This is a genomic window from Streptosporangium sp. NPDC023615, assembly GCF_040640155.1.
GTDB lineage: Bacteria > Actinomycetota > Actinomycetes > Streptosporangiales > Streptosporangiaceae > Streptosporangium.
Genome location: NZ_JBFABE010000029.1, coordinates 1 through 17,582, shown reverse-complemented (window position 1 = coordinate 17,582; position 17,582 = coordinate 1). Strand labels below are relative to the sequence as shown.

Below are 17,582 nucleotides of genomic sequence, written 5' to 3'. Positions count from 1 at the left end.
CCAGAGGTGGAGCCGCACGGATGCCGCGGTCGCCGTCCTGTCCACGGGAGGAACGCGTTCGCCCGGCGGAGTGTGGAACCGGAACGCCGCGCTCTCCCCGCCCCCCTCACGGAAGAGCTGAGATCGATGGATGACGAGAAGACGCCCCAGGCGCCCGCCGCCGACCCCTCCGGCCCGGAGGTGCCCGGCCTCGACCCGAACGTCCCCAACGTCGCCCGCATCTACGACTACTACCTCGGCGGCAAGGACAACTTCGCCGCCGACCGGGCCAGGGCCGAGGAGATGATGCGCCTGCCCGGCACGGTGCAGGCGGCGAGGAACAACCGCGCCTTCCTGCGGCGGGTCGTGCACGTCCTGGCCACCGAGGGGATCCGGCAGTTCCTCGACATCGGCGCCGGACTGCCCACCCAGGAGAACGTGCACCAGATCGCCGAGCGGGTCGACCCCGCCAGCCGCACCGTCTACGTCGACTTCGACCCCGTCGTGGCGGTCCACGCCCAGGCGCTCCTGGCCACGAACGACACCACGATCGCCGTCACCGGTGACGCGCGCGACCCGGAGGGCATCTTCGGGAACCCGGAAGTGAGGGAGCACCTCGACCTGGAGAAGCCGGTCGCGGTGCTGCTGGTCGCCCTCACCCACTTCCTGTCCGACGAGCAGGTCGAGAACCTCGTCGCCCACGTGCGCCGCCACGTGCCCTCGGGAAGCTACCTGGTGGTCACCCAGATGTTCCCCGGCGATCGTGCCGAGCTGGTCCAGAAGGCCGTCGCCATCTACTCCGGGACCAACAGCGGGCCGCTGGTGGGGCGTGACGCCAAGCAGATCGCGGCCTGGTTCGAGGGCATGGAGATGCTGGAGCCCGGCATCGTCCGGGTCGAGCGCTGGCGCCCCCTGCTGCAGGACAGCGAAGGGCTCGCGGAGGTCGACGAGGGGGCGCCGGGTATCCTCGGGGCCGTCGGGCGCTTCCCCTGAGCCCCCCTTTCCCGGCGGGCGGGCGGCCGCCGGGCCGGATGCCGTGGCGGGAGACGAGGGAACGATGTTCGAGGGCTTCGAGGCAGGGCCGATCCAGGTGGGGGAGACGTCCGTCTTCGTCCGCCACGGCGGGGAGGGCCCGCCGGTGCTGCTGCTGCACGGTCATCCCCGCACCTCCGCGACCTGGCACCGCGTCGCGCCCCGGCTGGTCGAGCGCGGCTTCACCGTCGTCTGCCCCGACCTGCGGGGGTACGGCCGCTCGCGCGGCCCGGCACCCGCCGAGGACCACTCCGCGCACTCCAAGCGCGCCGTCGCGGGCGACATGGCGGCGGTGATGCGTTCCCTGGGACACTCCCGGTTCGCCCTCGCCGGCCACGACCGAGGGGGCGCGGTCGCGCTCCGCCTCGCGCTGGACCACCCCGGAGCGGTGTCCCACGCGGCGATCGTCGACTGCCTGCCCATCAGCGAGCACCTGTCCCGCGTCGGCACGGAGTTCGCGACGCAGTGGTGGCACTGGTTCTTCTTCGCGCAGCCGGACATCCCCGAACGCGTCATCAACGCCGACCCCGACGCCTGGTACCACGGCGACCCGGAGAGCATGGGCCGGGAGAACCACGACGAGTTCCGCGAGGCCACCAGGAACCCCGACGTCGTACGGGCCATGCTGGAGGACTACCGGGCCGGTCTCACCGTCGACCTGCGCCACGAGGAGGCCGACCGGGCCGCCGGCCTACGGCTGCGGTGCCCCACCCTGGTCCTGTGGTCGCTGCGCGACGACCTGGAGGACCTCTACGGCGACCCGCTGGCGATCTGGCGCGACTGGGCCGACGACCTGCGGGGTCACGGGATCGACTCCGGCCACCACGTGGCCGAGGAGGCCCCGGACGCCCTCGCCGAGGCCCTGGGCGGCTTCTTCTCGTCCCCTTCGTGACCCCGCCCGGCGGCGCGTGCCGGAGGGAAACGGCACGGACCCGGCCTCACCGAGGCCGGGCCCGTCAGGTGGCCCGTCAGGTGGCCCGGCAGACGGTCCCCGCCCGGGGGAGCCGGCCGGTGACCAGATAGCGGTCGATGTGCTCGGTCGCGCAGTCCGACCTCATGTAGGCGGTGTGACCCGTCCCGGCGTACGTCAGCAGGCCGGAGCCGTGGATGCGCGACGACAGGCTCCGCGCCCAGGCGAGCGGGGTCGCCGGGTCGTGGGCGGTGCCGACGACGAGGATCGGCGCGGTGCCGCGCACGTCCACCCGCCGTTGCGGGTTGGCCGGGGGCACGGGCCAGCCGAGGCAGCCGACCGTCATGTCCCAGAACTCCGAGGTCCCCCTCAGGCGGGGCGACAGCGCGCGGACCCGCTTCAGCCGGGCCCGCAGGTCCCGGTAGCCGCGGATCCCCGGTTCGAGGTCCAGGCACATGACGGACCGGTAGGCGGCGGTGCTCGCGGGGTCGTCGAGCGCCTGCGCCCGCATCGAGGCGAAGATCGCGGCGTCGCCCTTCTCCGCCTGCACGATCCCGGCGGCGAGACCTCCGGCGTACTCGGGGATCAGCGTGAGGAAGGTGTACGCCACGTAGCGGAGCTCCTCGGCGGTGATCGGCCGTCCGCCCTTCACCGGGACGGGGGTGCGCTCCGCCCCGGCGACGAGACGGTCCCACACCCGCGCGACGTCCCTGCCGTGCAGGGGGCAGCTCGGCGTACGGTCGCACCAGGCGACGAACCGCTCGAACGAGTCCTCCACCGCCCTGGACGCGTCGGCGACCAGGCGGCGGGAGCTCATCCCGTGGTCGACCGCGCCGTCCAGCGCCATGGCGCGGACCCGGCCGGGGAAGAGGCCGGCGTACTCGGTGCCGAGAATGGTGCCGTAGGACTTGCCCAGGAAACTCACCTTCTCCTCGCCGAGCGCGGCCCGCACCGCGTCGAGGTCACGGGCGACGCTCACCGTGTCGACGTGCCGGAGCAGGGGGCCGGTGGCGGCCAGGCAGCTCTCGCCCACCGCCCTGTTGCGCGCGACCAGCCTGTCGTACCCGGCCCGGGTCCGGGGGAACTGGCTCACCCCGGGGTCGTGCACCGGCAGGCCGCAGCGTACGGCGCCGCTCCCGCCGACCCCGCGCGGGTCGACGCCGACGACGTCGAACCGCCGGCGCACCTCGTCCGAGAGGATCGCCGAGGGGTGGTCGCGGACGACCAGCGCGGCCTGGCCGCCCGGGCCGCCCGGGTTGTAGAGGAGGGCGCCGATCCGCGCCCCGGGGCCGGTGGCCCTGCGCCGTACGACGGACAGCTCGATCCTCGGCCCGGCCGGGGCGGACCAGTCGAGCGGGACCTCGACGGTCCCGCACTCGGCTCCGGCCTGCTCGCCGCACCGCCGCCAGGAGATCGAGGGGGCGTCGGCGGACGCCGCCCCGCCGGCGGCCAGGAACGGCAGGACCGTCGCGATCGTCAGGAGGGAGGCCGTGATGCTTCGTTTCATGAGATGTGATGGTCGTGCGGCCGCCCGCCTCCGATCATCGGCCGGAAGTACGGCCGCCCGCGTTCCCCCTCGGCCGGATGGACACATCGCGGCTCGCCGGGGGTCTTCCTGCCGCCGTCCGGCCCGTCGTGGATGCCGATCGTGGGTGCGGTGCTCCTCGCGCCGGCCCTGGCGTTCCGCGAGGGGGCGGAGGGACTCCGGGCCGCGGGCGTCCGGGGCCGGCGCCTCGCGACGCCTCCGGCGTCATGGCGTAGGGTTGCCGGGGCGCCGCGTGGGGCCGCCGTGTCAGGCCGGGCGCGTGTGCGGGTCGGCCGGCGCGCGGACCGGTCGCGCGCCTTTCCAGGCCCGCCGCGTCCGCCTCCGTGACGACATACCGAGGGAGTCCGCTTGAGGGAGCCCGCCCCGCCCGTCCTCGTCTTCGACCTGTTCGGCGTCATCGCCCGTCACCAGTCCCCGGAGAGCGTCGCGGCCATCGAGCGCGCCGCCGGCCTGTCGGGTCCGCGTCTGTGGCGGCCCTACTGGGACCTGCGGGCGCCCTACGACCGCGGCGACCAGTCGGGCCGGGACTACTGGCGGACCGTGGCCCGCGCCGCCGGCACCGGCTTCGGCGACGACCAGCTCGACGAGCTGGTCGTCAGGGACCTGGAGAGCTGGAGCGAGGTCGACGACGAGATGGTCGACCTCGTCGGTGAGATGAGCGGCCTCACCAGGCTCGCCCTGCTGTCCAACCTCCCCTCCGACCTGGCCGCCCACGTCGAGGTGCTCCACCGGTCGTGGCTGGACGTGTTCGAGGTGCGCGCCTTCTCCTGCCGCATCGGGTACGCCAAGCCGGAGGCCGGGGCCTACACCTGGTGCCTGGAGAAGCTGGGGGTGCCCGCCTCGGACACGGTGTTCGTCGACGACAGGGCCGAGAACATCCGGGCCGCCGAGCGGCTGGGCATGACGGGACACCTCTTCACCACCCTGGACGACCTGCGCCGGGCGCTCGTGGAGCCGTACCGGATCGGGCGCCGCGCGCCGGCCGCCGAGGCGGTGAAGGCCGAGGAGCGGTGAGGGGGGAAACGGTACGGCCCGGCACCGCGGTGGCGGAGCCGGGCCGTACACTCCCGTCGGGGATCCCTGCCGGTGGGGCCTACCGGTAGGTGATGTCGGAGCTGGAGTACCGGCAGTGCACCGGGTCGGGGCCGGAGCCGATCTTGGTGGGCTCGCTGCCCTTGGGCACGCCCTTGTAGCGCTCACAGATGGTGGCGCTGCCGTAGACGGTGATCCGGCTGAAGCGCGCGGTGTCGCCCCAGTTGGAGTTGATCCCGGCCAGCAGCTTGGTGGACCGGGCGGTGATGCCGTCCATGACCACGTGGCGCTGGTAGGAGCTGGAGCAGTTGCCGCAGGCGCGGTAGAGCTTGCCCGAGCCGTGCACCTGGAAGTTGCGGATGGTCAGCGTGCCCGCGCCGTTGTGCTGGAAGACCTTGTCGGACCCGGACTTGGCGCCGCCGCCGTCCACCAGGTAGGTGGCCGAGGAGCTCGTGCCCTTGAAGGTCGCGGCGTCCTCGCCGACGTCGTTCCACCAGACGTTGCGGATGGTGCAGGAGCCCTCGCAGTGGATGCCGTCGCCGGCGGGCGCGTCGAGGATGACGTTCTGGATCGTGCCGCCGTTGGCCACGGTGAACATCGGGTCCTGGCCCTCGCCCTGGCCGCCGTCGCCGATGCCGTAGTAGCGCTTCATGCCGCCGTCGAAGAACGTCCCGGCGTTGCGGGTCGTCGGGGTGTGGACGTTGCCGGTGGACGAGGGCCAGGCGCCGCTGCCGTCACCGCCGGTGCCCCCGGTGGGGGTCACGGTCGGCGTGGGGGTCGGCGTGGGGTCGGGGTTGCCGCCGCCACCGGCGGGCGTCAGCGTCCACTGCTTGGTGGCCGCCGAGTCGCAGGAGTTCTGCTGCAGCAGGGCGCCGGACGAGGAGGAGTTGTCCTTGACGTTGAGGCACTTGCCGCCGTTGGCGTTGACGACCCGGTAGCCGCTGCCGGACGCGGTGAGCTGCCAGGTCTGCGAGGCGGCGCCGGTGCAGGACTCCTGCTGGACGGCCTTGCCCGCGCTGGTGGAGGCGTCGCGCACCCCGAGGCACTTGCCGCTGTGGGTCGCCGTCAGGCGGTAGCCGCTTCCCGCGGACGCGAGGGTGAAGACCTGTCCCGCGGCGCCGGAGCAGTTGGACTGGGCGAGCTGCACGCCGTCGCCGGTGCTCTGCCCGGGCACGGAGGCGCAGAGGCCGCTGCCGCCGTTGACCAGCGTGTAGTTGCCGTTGGAGGGGGCGGCGGAGGCGGGGGTGGTGAGCACGGCCACCATTCCGCCGGTCGTCATGATGCCGGCGGTCACCGTGATCGCCAGCCTGACGCCGAGTCTTCTTGCTTGTCGCACGTGGAGCTCCGTTCGATGTCGGGTGTGCCGGACCGCGGCTCCCCGCCCCCGGGACCGGGGTCCCCGAGGCGGGTGGCGTGATGTCGTGGGGGGTGCGGACCGGGAGACGGTGCGTTGGCCTGGCCTGGCCTGGCCTGGCGTGGTCAGGGCGCCAGGGCATCGATGGTTGATCTTTTCGGATCATGCGGACGGGGCGAGAAATCGTTTTCCGGTCATCGGTAAGCGCTTTCCCAAGGGAAGCGAAGCACATTGTCACGGCCGTGTGAAGTCCTGCTGCGCCGGAGGCGACGGGACGCGGCGACGGCGGCGGCCCGGAAGGCGGGTTCACCACGGCGGGGGACCCTGAGGCCGGAGCGAGGGGAGCCGCCGGGGGCGCGCCGCGCGATGAAACTTTCACGGTCCCGCCCCCGCCGCGGGCCCGCCATGCGCCACCCTCGCTCTCCAGGGGCGCGGAATGGTATGGTCGCGGCATGCGGATGATCTTCTTGTTCCTTGGCTGGTGGCGCCCCTGACGGGCGGCACCGTTCATCCGCGTACCTGACAACGCGGCCGCCCCGGACCGGGCGGCCGTCTCGCGTTCTCGCACCCCGCCGTACCGGTCTCCGGCGGCCCTTCGACCCCGAGGGGAACCAGACCGATGGCACGACGACTCACGGGCTTCACCCCGTCCGGTGACCTGCACCTGGGCAACCACATCGGCGCGATCGCGCCGATCGTCGCCGGGCAGGCCACCACGGACACGGTGATCTTCATCTCCGACCTGCACGCCCTGACCCTGGAGCACGATCCCGCCGAGGTGCGGCGGCGGACGCTGGAGTTCGCGACCCTCCTGCTGGCGGCGGGCGCCGACCCCGGCCGGTGCCTGTTCCTGGTCCAGTCGCACGTACCCGGGCACACCGAACTGCACTACCTGCTGGAATGCGTCACCGGGTACGGCGAGGCCCGGCGGATGATCCAGTTCAAGGAGAAGTCCGGCCGCCAGGAGCAGGTGCGGATGTCGTTGCTCACCTACCCGATCCTGATGGCCGCCGACATCCTGCTGTACGACACCGACGAGGTGCCGGTCGGCGAGGACCAGGGCCAGCACGTGGAGCTGGCCCGCGACATCGCCCAGCGCTTCAACACCCGCTACGGCCCCACCTTCACCGTTCCCCGCGCGGTCACCCCGCCGGTCGCCGCCCGCATCATGGACCTGACGTCGCCCGGCGACAAGATGAGCAAGTCGGCCCCCTCGGCCGCGGGGACGCTGCGGCTGCTCGACGAGCCGGACGTCCTGCGGCGCAAGGTGATGCGCGCGGTCACCGACACCGACAGCGTGGTGAGCTACGACCCCGCACGCAGACCGGGGGTGTCGAACCTGCTGGCCGTCCTGGCGGCCTGCACCGGCGAGGAGCCGCGGAGCCTGGCCGGGCGGTTCGACCGCTACGGCGAGCTGAAGGAGGCCGTCGCCGACGCCGTGGTGGCCACCCTCACGCCCGTCCGGGAGCGCTACCTGCGGCTGGCGGCCGACCCGGGGCACGTCCAGAAGGCCCTGCGAGCCGGCGCCGAGCGCGCCCACGACCTGGCCGACGCGAAGGTACGCCGGGTCAAGGCGGCGATCGGGCTTCTCCCCGGATGAGGCGGCACCGCCCGGCCGCCGCCCGAGCACCGCCCGGCCGCCGCCCGAGCACCGCCCGGCCGCCGCCCGAGCACCGCCCGGCCGCCGTCCGGGTGCCCCCACCGCCGTCCGGGGGCCGCCGGAGCGGTCAGGTGACGACGGACCGGTAGTGGGTGGTCAGCCGCCCCTCGTCGTCCAGGACGTGGAAGGCCAGCGCGGGCGGCCGGTCGAGATGGACGTGGTCGCCGGCGTGGGCCCGGCGCTCCCAGGGGAGGCGGACGGTGGAGACCACCCCCGGCGCCACCAGCAGCGGCCGTCCGGCGAAGGTGGTCGCCGCCGCGGTGTGGGCGTGCCCGCACAGGAAGGCCACCAGGTCGGGGTGACGGCCGGCGATCCCGGCGAGCCTGCCGGCCCCGAACTGGCGGATGGCGTCGACGAAGGGCACCTGCAGCCGGGTCGGCGGGTGGTGGAAGCCGACCAGGACGGGGACCCCCGGCGGGGCCTGGGCCAGCGTGTTCTCCAGCCACGCCAGCGTCTCCTCCTCCAGGAGACCCTCGTCCTTGCCCGGGACGGAGGAGTCGCACAGGACGATGACGGCGCCGGAGGCGTGGTGCACCTGGTTGACCGGCTCCTCCGTCCCCGGCCACCCGAGCAGATGCCGCCGGAACGCGGCGCGCTCGTCGTGGTTGCCGGGACAGACCAGCAGCGGATGCCGGGAGGTGAGCGCCCGGCGCGCCCGCTCGTACTCGGACGGCAGGGCGTGGTCGGCGATGTCGCCGGTGACCAGGACGGCGTCCAGGTCCCAGGGAAGGTCCTCCAGGTGGTCCACGACGGCCTTGAGGCGTTCGACGCTGCGCTGCCCCTCGTCGATGTGGGGGTCGCTGAGATGGGCGATCACGATCACTGCCGGTTCCCTTCGTTCGGCTCACCACGACCGTAGGGGAGGACCGGACCAGGAATAAGATCCGGTTCCATGCCGAAAGACTGGTCCGGTTCCCGGCTCGATCTGCACCTCTCCCTCGACACGGCGGGCGGGCGGCGCTCGGGCCTGGAGTCCGCGCTGCGGGCGGCGATCCGCGAGGGACGCCTGCCCGCGGGGGCGCTCCTGCCCTCCACCCGGGGGCTGGCCGGGGAACTCGGGCTCTCGCGGGGCACCGTCAGCGCCGCCTACGGCCAGCTCGCCGAGGAGGGCTACCTGACCACGCGGCCGGGATCGGGCACCAGCGTGGCCGAGGTGCCGCGGGACCTCCCGGGGACCGCGCGCCACCTTCCCGGGCCGCGGACTCCCCGCCACGACCTCCGTCCCGGCCTGCCCGACGTCGCCGCCTTCCCCGTCCGGGCCTGGCTCGCCGCCACCCGCCGGGTGCTCACCCACGCCCGCCCCGAGGTCTTCGGCGCCGGGGAACCGCAGGGCCGGATCGAGCTGCGCGTCGCGCTCGCCGGCTACCTGGGCCGCACCCGCGGCGTGGTCACCACCCCGGACCGGATCGTGATCACCTCCGGTCACTACCAGGGCCTCGGGCTGCTCTGCGGCGCGCTGGTCGCGGGCGGTGCCCGCGTCGCGGCCGTGGAGGACCCGGGCCACAACGCCTTTCGCGACGTCGTCCGGCGCGCCGGGTTCACCGTCGTCGCGCTGCCCGTCGACGCCCGGGGCGCCCGCACCGGGGAGCTGACCGGCCGCGAGGCGGCGGCGTTCCTCACGCCCTCGCACCAGTACCCGACCGGCGTCCCGCTGTGTCCCGGCCGCCGCCGGGCCCTGTGCGCGTGGGCGCGCTCCACGGGCGGCCTCGTCGTCGAGGACGACTACGACGGCGAGTACCGCTACGACCGCCGGCCCGTCGGCGCCCTGCAGGGCGTCGCCCCCGACCGGGTGGTGTACTGCGGCACCGTCTCCAAGACCCTCGGCCCCGCCCTCCGCCTGGCCTGGATGGTCCTGCCGCCCCAGCTGGTGGAGCCGGTCACGCGGGCCAAGCGGCACGCCGACCTGTACACCGAGACCCTGGGCCAGCTCGTCCTGGCCGATCTGATCACCACCCACGCCTACGACCGCCACGTCCGCGCCGCCCGCCTGCGCTACCGCCGCCGCCGCGCGCTCCTCCTCGACCGGGTCGCCGCCGTTCCCGGCCTCGTCGCCCACGGGGTTCCCGCCGGCCTGCACACCCTGCTCACCCTCCCGCCCGGCGGTCCCGCCGAGGACGACCTGCTGGCCCGCTGCGCCCGCCGCGGCCTGGCCCTGCGCGGCCTGACCGAGCTCCACCACGACCCCGCCGGCCGGGCGCGGGGGCTGCTGGTCGGTTTCGGCGCCCCGTCCGAGCGCGCCTACCCGGCCGCCCTCGACGCCCTTCTGACGGTGCTGGCCGACGCCTTCGGGGGTGCCCCCGGACGGCCCGGGCCGTGAGAGCGCGCCACCGGATCGCGGACCGGCGCTCCGGCCTTCGGGCCGGGGAGCGCGTCAGGCCTCGTCCGTACCGGTGAACGCGCCGAGGGCGCGTCCGGCGCGTCCGGTGATCGCCCGGAGGTGGCCGGCCACCTCCGGGGGGTCGAGGAGGGTGTAGTCGACCGGCAGGAGCATGATGCGGCAGGCCAGGTGCCGCGGGGAGTCGGGGTGGGTGAGCAGCCGGCACGAGCGGTGGTCGACCGGTTCCAGGACCCCCTGCCAGGCGGGGACGACCTCGGCGGCCTCCTCGGCGGGGACGTGCAGCAGCAGCCGGGCCCGGACGTCGCGGGGCGGCATCTGCGCGGTCACCCAGGTCCGGGTGTCGACGCCGCCGGGCAGCTCACGGGCGGGAACGCGGACGCCGGTGCGGTGCACCTCGCCCATCCGGTCCACGCGGAAGGAGCGCCACGCGGCCCGGTGCTCGTCGTAGGCCACCAGGTACCACAGGCGGTCCGACACCACCAGGCGGTGCGGCTCCACCAGCCGCCGGGTCGTCTCGCCGTGCGGCCTGGTGTAGGGGAAGCGGACCTTCTCGTGCGTCACGCAGGCGGCGGCCAGCGCGGCCAGGGTGCCCGCGTCGGCGGCCGGGCCGTCGCGCGGGGGCAGGACGACGGCCGCCCCCGACAGCGCCGTCACCCGGTGACGCAGCCGTGCCGGCAGGACCTGCTCCAGCTTGGCCAGGGCGCGGAGCGAGGTGTCCTCGATGCCGTCGACGGCGGCGGTGGCCGCGGCGCGCAGGCCGACGGCGACGGCGACCGCCTCGTCGTCGTCGAGCAGCAGCGGCGGCATGGCCGCTCCGGCGGTCAGCCGGTAGCCGCCGACGTTCCCCTGGGTGGCGTGGACCGGATAACCCAGCTCGCGCAGCCGTTCGACGTCGCGCCGGATCGTCCGGGAGGTGACGCCCAGGCGGTCGGCGAGCTCGCCGCCCGGCCACTCGCGCGGGGTCTGCAGCAGGGACAGCAGCCGCAGCAGCCGGCCGGAGGGATCGCGCATGCCGTCATCATGCCACCGCTACTAGGACGTTCGATGACCTATTGCGCTTCTAGAGTCGTGGACATCGGAAACGAAGCACGACAGCGAAGGAGCGGATCATGTTGCGAGGACTCGCCACCGTCACCCTCTGGGCGGACGACCTGGAGGCGGCCAGGGCGTGGTACGCCGACCTGCTGGGCGTCGAGCCGTACTACGAGAAGCCCGGGAACGGGCAGCCGGCCGGCTACTACGAGTTCCGGATCGGCGACCACCAGGCCGAACTCGGCATCATCGACCGGCGGTACGCCCCGCCGGGCGCCTCCACCGCACCGGGAGGCGCGATCACCCACTGGCACGTCGACGACGTCGAGGGCTCGCTGGACCGGCTGCTCGCCATGGGCGCCACGCTCCACACGCCGCTCACCGAGCACGGCCCCGGCTTCGTCGCGGCGTCGGTGGTCGACCCGTTCGGCAACGTGCTGGGCGTCATGTACAACAGCCACTACCTGGAGATGCTGGACCGATGATGCACTTCGAGGACGCCGCCGCGTGGGAGACGTGGCTGGCCGCCCATCACGACAGCGGCGACGGGGCCTGGCTGCGGATCGCGAGGAAGGGGTCGGCCGCCACGTCGGTCACGATCACGCAGGCGCTGGAGGTGGCGCTGTGCTACGGCTGGATCGACAGCCACCGCAGGTCCCACGACGAGCACTCCTTCCTGCAGCGGTACTCGCGCCGCCGCAGGGGCGGTACCTGGTCGCGGGTGAACGTCGAGCGCGTGGAGGCGCTGACCGCCGCCGGGCGGATGCGCCCGCCCGGCCTGGCCGAGGTCGCCGCCGCCCGGGCGGACGGGCGCTGGGAGGCCGCCTACACCGCCCAGCGCGACGCCGTCGTCCCCCCCGACCTGGCCGAGGCGCTGGCGGCGCGCCCGCGTGCCGCCGCCCGTTTCGAGGCGCTGGGCAGGACCGGCCGCTACCGCCTGATCCTGCCGCTGCTGAAGGCCCGGACCCCGGCCGGGCGCGCCGCCCGCCTGGAGAGGGCGATCTCCGGCCTGCTGGAGGAGCGGGGAGGTTGCCCGGTCTGATCGTCGCACCACCGTCGCGGGCGCCCTCCGCCCCGGGACGTCGTCCCACGGGTCCCGTGCCGGGGACGGGGCGGTCGTGGCCGGCCACCGGCGGGCGACCACGACCGGCCGGGGGACGCCCGCCCGGCGTCCCTGGCGCTCCCGGTGCGCTCAGCGTCCCCGCGACCGGCCGTGACGGCTCGGCGGGGCCGAGGTGCTCTCCCTCACGATGAGCTCGGGCTCCACGAGCCGCCGGGCCTGGCTCGGCCTGCCGGCCATCCGGTCGAGCAGCAGGTGGAAGGCGTTCCTGCCGACCTCCTCGAAGTCCTGCCGCACCGTCGTGAGCGGAGGCCAGAAGTAGGCCGACTCCGGCAAGTCGTCGAAGCCCACCACGCTGACGTCATCGGGAACGCGCCGCCCCGCCTCGCGCAGCGCCCGCAGCACGCCCAGGGCCATCTGGTCGTTGCCCGCGAAGACGGCCGTGACGTCGGGGTCGCCCGCCAGTTGCCGGCCGATCTGGTAACCGGAGCGCGAGCTCCAGTCCCCGCGCGGCACCTCGGGAACCCGGTGCCGCCCGGCCTCCAGCGTCTCGCGCCAGCCCTCGACCCGGCCGTTGGCGTCGATCCAGTCGGCCGGGCCCGCCAGGTGCCACACCGTCTCGTGGCCGAGTTCGAGCAGGTGCCTGGTCGCCCGCGCCGCCCCCGCCCGCTGGTCGACCATGGCGACCGGGACGGGAAGGCCGTCCCCGGCGTCGACCGCGACCACGGGGACCATCGACGACAGGTGGCGCAGGCCCTCGGCCGCGGACTCGTGCGGCGCGATGATGATCACGCCGTCCACCGACTGGGACTGGAGCTGGCGGAGACTCTCCTCGATCGAGCGGCGGTTGAGCGTGCTCAGGCTGGCGATGCTCACGGAGTAGTCGTTGAGCCTGGCGGCGCGCTCGATGCTGTAGAGGGTCGAGACCGGGCCGTACAGGGGGGTGTCGATGCTGACCACGCCCAGCACCCCGGACCGGCCCGTGACGAGCTGGCGGGCGGCGGCGTTGGGCCGGTAGTCCAGTTCCCGGACCGCCGCCAGCACGCGCGCCCGGGTTCCGGCGTGCACCCGCTCGGGCGCGTTCAGCGCCCGTGACACGGTCATCGCCGACACCCCGGCGAGAGCGGCGACGTCCTCCAGCACCGCGGGCCTGGAGGACGGTCCGCCGTCGTTCGATTCCGCCTTCAAAGCGGCTCACCCCCTACAGGGGCAACGCTACAGGCCCGGCGGGCACGTTCCACTCCGGGGGACGCCGTCAATACCGGGCCGCGACCGTCGGGAGGCGCGGCCGCCCCCCGCGCGTCCCGGCGGGGGCAGTTTCCTGGGTCGACCTGTCGGCGCGTTCCTCTCACGGGATTCGGCAAGTCAACTAGCCAGAATCCGTCTATGTTCCTAGACGAAATGGTTTGCGGCGCCTACGGTTCTTCCATGACCACATGGGGCGAAGCGATCTTCGACCAGTCCGACCTCCCCGAAGACCCCGACCAGCTCGAACTCGAGGTCACGACCAACTACCACGCCACCCTCACCCGCACCGGCAAGCGCTGGACCGCCACTGTTCATGACCTGCCGGACGGCCACGTCATCCGGGTCCAGGGCACGACCTGGAGAGAAACCGCGGACAACGTCATGGAGTGCGTGCTCGACCTGCTCCCGCCCGACGCCAACACCGTCGGTTTTGACTTCACCCCCGCCGATCCGGAAGCTGCGGAAGCACGGAAGGCTGTCTCTGACGCACGTGTCGCGCGCCTCTACGCCGAACAGGCCGAGCGCGATGCCGTCCGCAACGCCGTCCGCACTCTCATCGACCAGGGCTGGACCACCCGCGACATCGGCAGCGCGCTGGGCCTGTCCCACCAGCGCATCTCCCAGATCGTCCCGCGGATCACACGCTAAGCCGGTTCGGGGAGGCCGATGAGTCCTTCCAGGAGGTTGCGGCCGAGCCGGTCGGCCTCCTGGACGGTCGGCAGGTCGCCTTCGCGGATGCAGGACAGCGCGGTGAGGAGGCCGGGCCGGTCGGCGGTGGCGAGCTTGCCGCCGGCCTTCTCCTCGATGACCTTCGGGCAGATGTCCTTGGTCGCCTTCGTCGAACGTTCGTTGGATGAACATCCGGCTACGGCTACGGCTACGGAAGATCGTCTTGTTGTCGGCAGCGAGGACGTCAATGGGCGCTGTCGGTCGGCGTCGGTGGACCGGCAGCGGAAACGAACGTGTCACCAGTCCAAGTGCGCCACCGCGACCGCCGGCAACATCACGCCCCGGGCCAGGTCCGGCGCCAGGGATCGGCTGGTCACCGTCGTGACGGTCATGGCCTTCACCCGGTCCGCTGCAGGGCACGCTCACGGCGTGCCGCCACCGTCGAGCCGGATTCTCCGCGTGCCATCCGCCGCAGCACGACCGGCGCCATGAGCAGGCCGAGCAGCGCCCAGGCGCCCAGCACTCCGGCGGTCTCCAGGTGTCGCCAGGACGCGCCGATCTCGACGACGACCGCCACGTCCGGCAGCAGGGCCGACCGCATGCCGAGCCCCATCCAGTAGACGGGGAAGATCTGGGCGATCCACTGCAACCACTCGGGCAGTACGGTGATCGGGTAGAAGACGCCGGAGATGCCGATCACAGCGAGGAACGGTAGCTGGACCAGTCCCTGGGCGCGGGCAGTGGTGAACATCGAGCCCAGGACCGCACCGACGGGCAGGGTCGCGACCAGGCCGAGCGCCAGTACCCAGGCCAGACCGGGCCAGGACTGCGGGCCGATCCGCAGACCCTCGACGAGGAGTACGGCGGGCACAAGGAAGATCACCAGGTCGGCGAGCAGGCCGCCGGACACCGAGATCACCTTGCCGATCAGGTAGGCGGGCATCCCGTGCGGGGTCGCCTTGGCACGCAGCAGCGTGCCGTCCTCGCGGTCGGCGGTGAGCTGCTGGCTCATGCCGATCACGCCGGTCGCGGCGTTCATGCCGAGGATGCCGGGTAAGGCCACGGCGCCGAGCAGGAGAGCGCCGACCGGCAGGTCCCGGATGAAGAACAGCGTGGCCACCATCAGGGCGGGCCACAGGAAGTGGGAGAACAGCTCGGCGCCGTTGGTGAACGACTGCCGCAGCTCGATCAGGCCCCGGGACCAGCCCGCGCGCAGTACGGTCGCGTTCATCGGGCCACCTCCTCGGCCTCGCGCACCAGCGCCAGGTACGTCTGCTCCAGCGAGGCCCGGTGGACCTCCAGCTCCCGGACGTCGTCGCCGTAGCGGGCGAACAGCTCGCGGGCGAACGTGGTCGAGTCGGGCGTCCGCTCGACGTACCGCCGCCCGTCGCGCACCCAGCGCACCTCGTCCTCGCCGACGATCCGCCGTGCCAGCTCGGCGGCGGTGCCGTCGGCGACGATCCGGCCGCCGTTCAGCACGAGAATGCGGTCGGCCAGCTTCTCGGCCTCGTCCAGGTCGTGGGTGGTGAGCAGGACGGTCGTCTCGCGGGCGTCGGCCAGGTCGCGTACGAGATCGTGGAAGTCGGACCTGGCCTGCGGGTCGAAGCCGGTGGTCGGCTCGTCGAGGAACAGCACCTCGGGGCGCCCCACGAGGCCGATCGCCACGTCCAGCCTGCGCCGCTGGCCGCCCGACAGTGTCTTGAGCTTCTTGCCGGCGTGCTCGGTCAGGCCGACTCTCTCGATCAGCTCGTCGGGGTCCCAGGGCCGCGAGATCCCGGGGACGGTGTAGGGGGTGTAGTAGGTGCCGAGGTGGGCGAGGAACTCGCGTACCCGCCATTTGCCGTGGTCGCGCCAGGACTGCAGCACGATCCCGAGCCTGGCCCGCCACTGCTCGTCGCCATGCGCGGGATCGGCGCCGAGCACCGAGACCCGGCCCTGTGACCGGACGCGGAATCCCTCCAGTATCTCGATCGTGGTGGTCTTGCCCGCGCCGTTCGGACCCAGCAAGGCCAGAACCTCGCCGTGGCGGGCCTGGAACGTGACGTCGTGCAGGACGTCGACCGAGCCGTAGCGCATGCGCAGCCCGTCGACGTCGAGCACGATGCCGTTGCTCTTCGTCATGAAATGAACTCTCTTCGTGATCGGATGACCTCGTGCCGGAGCGCATGCCGGCGCAAGCCCGGCGCGAGGGCATGGCGCATCGCGGCCCGAACCGGGCCGGAGCGTGGGGACAGGGGGGCGGTTACCAGTTTTCGCGCGCGAGCGTCTCCTGGAGGAGATCCATCAGGCCGGCTCGGTCGACGCCGGCCAGGGCGAGCGCGCGCGGCACGGTACCGACGCCGGCGCTCAGGACGCCGAGCAGCAGATGGGCAGGACGCAGGTCCTTCTTGCCCTTGGCGGCGGCGAAGCCGCGTTCGAGCGCGAGCCGGGCGGAGGCGCCGGGCCTCGGGTGATCCTTGGGGCTGCGGAAGGGCTTCGGAAGGTCGTAGGAGGCGGGGGACACCCCGACCGCGTTAAGGCTGTGCTCGAACTCCCGGTCCAGCGCATCCCTGATCGCCTGCCGCCCGAGCCCCGCCGCCGTCAGTACGCGGTGCGCGGCGGTGCCCTCGACGGCGGCGATGGCCAGCAGGAGGTGGTGGGCCTCGGTGGTGGCGGAGCTCTCCTCCCGCGCCTCGGCCGCTCCCCGCACGACGATGTCGTTGATGTAGTGGTCGATCGTGCTCACTGTCGTCTCCTCAGCGTCACGCCTGCGGCGATGAGCCGCTTGGCGTGCTTCTTGTGGACCGCCTGGCGGGTGACGCCGAGCGCCTCGGCGACCTCCGGCCAGCCCCACCCGGCGCGCATGGCCTGCTCCACGGCGGCGTCCTCGAGCTGATCGGCCAGGCGCCGCAGCGCCGCGACCGCCGCGAGCGCGTCGGCGGGATCCTGGGGTACGGGTGCGTCTTCTACCGGCATGCAAGCAACTCTAGTTGTCTATTTCGAGAATAGTCAACTGTGGTTGCTTGAGTGTCCGAGGCTCGGGGCAGGGCGCCCCGGTCCGGCCCGACACGCACCCCGTGTTGATCGGACCTCGTCGTCGTCCTCGGTGGCGTCCGGGTCGCGCAGGTCGCGGATGGCGCCGGGCGCGAGGCCGGGCAGGTCAGCCAGGGCCGGCCGGTAGGAGACGCCCAGCAGCTCCAGGAGGCCGAGGCCGTCGACCGCGCCGACCAGGCCGCGCCGCCCCACGCCCGGGCGAGCGACAGCCCGGTCTGCTTGTCGACCAGCGGCACGTTCGCCAAGCTGAGCGTCTCGGGCCGGAAGTGGTTCTGGTGGACGTGCGACAGCCGCGACCGCTCCAAGGCTTCGACGCCCTTCTTGGCGATCGGCCGGTACCCGGCGTTCAGCGAGTGCGCGGTCAGGCACGCGGCGACCGAGACCGGCAGGTCCTTTCCTTCAGCCGGGGCCGGCCGCCCGCTGCGCGGCCCGCACCCGGAGCCGCGGCGTCTCGCGGCCGACCCCCAGATCCTGTGCGATCGACGTGATCGTCCGATCCGGCCTCGACAACACCAACGCCACCGCGTCGGCCTTGAACTCCGAGGGGTGGTTCTTCATCACCACCGGTGACATCTCTTCTCCCGGACCTCAAGATCCAGTCTCCGAGGTGTCCACATACAGGGGGGACGCCCGTGTGCGACGTGCGTCCTTCCGGTTGGAGCCGGCACCTCTGATCACGGAGAGGACGC

At 73.3% G+C, this 17,582-nt stretch carries 20 protein-coding genes; 8 read left to right on the top strand and 12 right to left on the bottom strand.

The genetic code is table 11. The features are described from left to right. The first annotated feature begins 126 nt into the window (after window positions 1-126). Window positions 127-972 (top strand): SAM-dependent methyltransferase, encoded by an 846-nt coding sequence (locus tag AB0G16_RS20940; protein ID WP_362807170.1) that lies wholly within the window; start codon window positions 127-129, stop codon window positions 970-972. Window positions 973-1,036: 64 nt separating this feature from the next. Further along, window positions 1,037-1,903, top strand: coding sequence for an alpha/beta hydrolase (locus tag AB0G16_RS20935; protein ID WP_362807167.1), 867 nt, complete (start codon window positions 1,037-1,039; stop codon window positions 1,901-1,903). A gap of 76 nt (window positions 1,904-1,979) precedes the next feature. Here the strand turns inward: AB0G16_RS20935 and AB0G16_RS20930 are convergent, their stop codons facing one another. Then, window positions 1,980-3,428 carry an alpha/beta hydrolase gene (locus AB0G16_RS20930; protein ID WP_362807164.1) on the bottom strand — a complete coding sequence of 483 codons (1,449 nt, stop codon included), beginning with the start codon at window positions 3,426-3,428 and terminating at the stop codon, window positions 1,980-1,982. Between the two features lie 387 nt (window positions 3,429-3,815). Between AB0G16_RS20930 and AB0G16_RS20925 the strand changes: the two genes are divergently transcribed. After that, a complete protein-coding gene (locus AB0G16_RS20925; protein ID WP_362807161.1) occupies window positions 3,816-4,481 on the top strand; it encodes an HAD family phosphatase in 666 nt (221 codons plus the stop codon). A 79-nt stretch (window positions 4,482-4,560) separates the two neighbouring features. Here the strand turns inward: AB0G16_RS20925 and AB0G16_RS20920 are convergent, their stop codons facing one another. After that, window positions 4,561-5,835, bottom strand: coding sequence for a pectate lyase (locus AB0G16_RS20920; RefSeq protein ID WP_362807158.1), 1,275 nt, complete (start codon window positions 5,833-5,835; stop codon window positions 4,561-4,563). Between the two features lie 637 nt (window positions 5,836-6,472). On the opposite strand from AB0G16_RS20920, the gene trpS reads away from it, so the two are divergent. After that, window positions 6,473-7,453 (top strand): tryptophan--tRNA ligase, encoded by a 981-nt coding sequence (trpS, locus tag AB0G16_RS20915; RefSeq protein ID WP_362807155.1) that lies wholly within the window; start codon window positions 6,473-6,475, stop codon window positions 7,451-7,453. 127 nt (window positions 7,454-7,580) lie between these two features. On the opposite strand, the gene AB0G16_RS20910 is transcribed toward trpS, so the two are convergent. After that, the gene (locus tag AB0G16_RS20910; RefSeq protein WP_362807152.1) at window positions 7,581-8,336 is read right to left on the bottom strand and encodes a metallophosphoesterase; all 756 of its coding nucleotides are present in this window, start codon (window positions 8,334-8,336) and stop codon (window positions 7,581-7,583) included. A 69-nt stretch (window positions 8,337-8,405) separates the two neighbouring features. Between AB0G16_RS20910 and AB0G16_RS20905 the strand changes: the two genes are divergently transcribed. Then, entirely contained in the window at window positions 8,406-9,830 is a 1,425-nt protein-coding gene (locus AB0G16_RS20905) for a PLP-dependent aminotransferase family protein (protein ID WP_362807149.1), read from the top strand. Between the two features lie 54 nt (window positions 9,831-9,884). Here AB0G16_RS20905 and AB0G16_RS20900 read toward each other — a convergent pair whose 3' ends face one another. After that, complete coding sequence (locus tag AB0G16_RS20900; RefSeq protein WP_362807146.1) at window positions 9,885-10,862, bottom strand: WYL domain-containing protein; 978 nt, start codon at window positions 10,860-10,862, stop codon at window positions 9,885-9,887. A 98-nt stretch (window positions 10,863-10,960) separates the two neighbouring features. On the opposite strand from AB0G16_RS20900, the gene AB0G16_RS20895 reads away from it, so the two are divergent. Together AB0G16_RS20895 and AB0G16_RS20890 are read left to right on the top strand one after the other, a co-directional pair. Beyond that, window positions 10,961-11,368: a VOC family protein gene (locus AB0G16_RS20895; RefSeq protein WP_362807143.1), complete on the top strand. Its 408-nt coding sequence runs from the start codon at window positions 10,961-10,963 to the stop codon at window positions 11,366-11,368. Next, complete coding sequence (locus AB0G16_RS20890; RefSeq protein ID WP_362807140.1) at window positions 11,365-11,925, top strand: YdeI/OmpD-associated family protein; 561 nt, start codon at window positions 11,365-11,367, stop codon at window positions 11,923-11,925. Before AB0G16_RS20895 ends, AB0G16_RS20890 begins: the two co-directional genes overlap by 4 nt. Before the next feature lie 150 nt (window positions 11,926-12,075). Here AB0G16_RS20890 and AB0G16_RS20885 read toward each other — a convergent pair whose 3' ends face one another. Further along, on the bottom strand, window positions 12,076-13,131 hold the full coding sequence (locus AB0G16_RS20885) for a LacI family DNA-binding transcriptional regulator (protein ID WP_362807137.1): 1,056 nt from the start codon (window positions 13,129-13,131) through the stop codon (window positions 12,076-12,078). A gap of 240 nt (window positions 13,132-13,371) precedes the next feature. On the opposite strand from AB0G16_RS20885, the gene AB0G16_RS20880 reads away from it, so the two are divergent. Then, complete coding sequence (locus AB0G16_RS20880) at window positions 13,372-13,839, top strand: hypothetical protein (protein WP_362807134.1); 468 nt, start codon at window positions 13,372-13,374, stop codon at window positions 13,837-13,839. Here the strand turns inward: AB0G16_RS20880 and AB0G16_RS20875 are convergent. From AB0G16_RS20875 to AB0G16_RS20845, 7 genes are all read right to left on the bottom strand, one after another. After that, window positions 13,836-14,108 (bottom strand): hypothetical protein, encoded by a 273-nt coding sequence (locus tag AB0G16_RS20875; protein WP_362807131.1) that lies wholly within the window; start codon window positions 14,106-14,108, stop codon window positions 13,836-13,838. The two genes, AB0G16_RS20880 and AB0G16_RS20875, sit on opposite strands and share 4 nt — an antisense overlap. A 149-nt stretch (window positions 14,109-14,257) precedes the next feature. Continuing rightward, window positions 14,258-15,091, bottom strand: coding sequence for an ABC transporter permease (locus tag AB0G16_RS20870; protein WP_362807128.1), 834 nt, complete (start codon window positions 15,089-15,091; stop codon window positions 14,258-14,260). Continuing rightward, window positions 15,088-15,981 (bottom strand): ABC transporter ATP-binding protein, encoded by an 894-nt coding sequence (locus AB0G16_RS20865; RefSeq protein WP_362807125.1) that lies wholly within the window; start codon window positions 15,979-15,981, stop codon window positions 15,088-15,090. The genes AB0G16_RS20870 and AB0G16_RS20865 overlap by 4 nt, the downstream gene beginning before the upstream one ends. A gap of 121 nt (window positions 15,982-16,102) precedes the next feature. Beyond that, the gene (locus AB0G16_RS20860) at window positions 16,103-16,585 is read right to left on the bottom strand and encodes a Clp protease N-terminal domain-containing protein (protein WP_362807123.1); all 483 of its coding nucleotides are present in this window, start codon (window positions 16,583-16,585) and stop codon (window positions 16,103-16,105) included. Then, entirely contained in the window at window positions 16,582-16,815 is a 234-nt protein-coding gene (locus tag AB0G16_RS20855; RefSeq protein ID WP_362807121.1) for a hypothetical protein, read from the bottom strand. Before AB0G16_RS20855 ends, AB0G16_RS20860 begins: the two co-directional genes overlap by 4 nt. Then, window positions 16,806-17,282, bottom strand: a complete 477-nt coding sequence (locus AB0G16_RS20850; RefSeq protein WP_362807316.1) for a Tn3 family transposase — start codon at window positions 17,280-17,282, stop codon at window positions 16,806-16,808. Before AB0G16_RS20850 ends, AB0G16_RS20855 begins: the two co-directional genes overlap by 10 nt. Window positions 17,283-17,292: 10 nt before the next feature. Continuing rightward, on the bottom strand, window positions 17,293-17,466 hold the full coding sequence (locus AB0G16_RS20845; protein WP_362807118.1) for a transposase: 174 nt from the start codon (window positions 17,464-17,466) through the stop codon (window positions 17,293-17,295). Window positions 17,467-17,582: the final 116 nt, after the last annotated feature.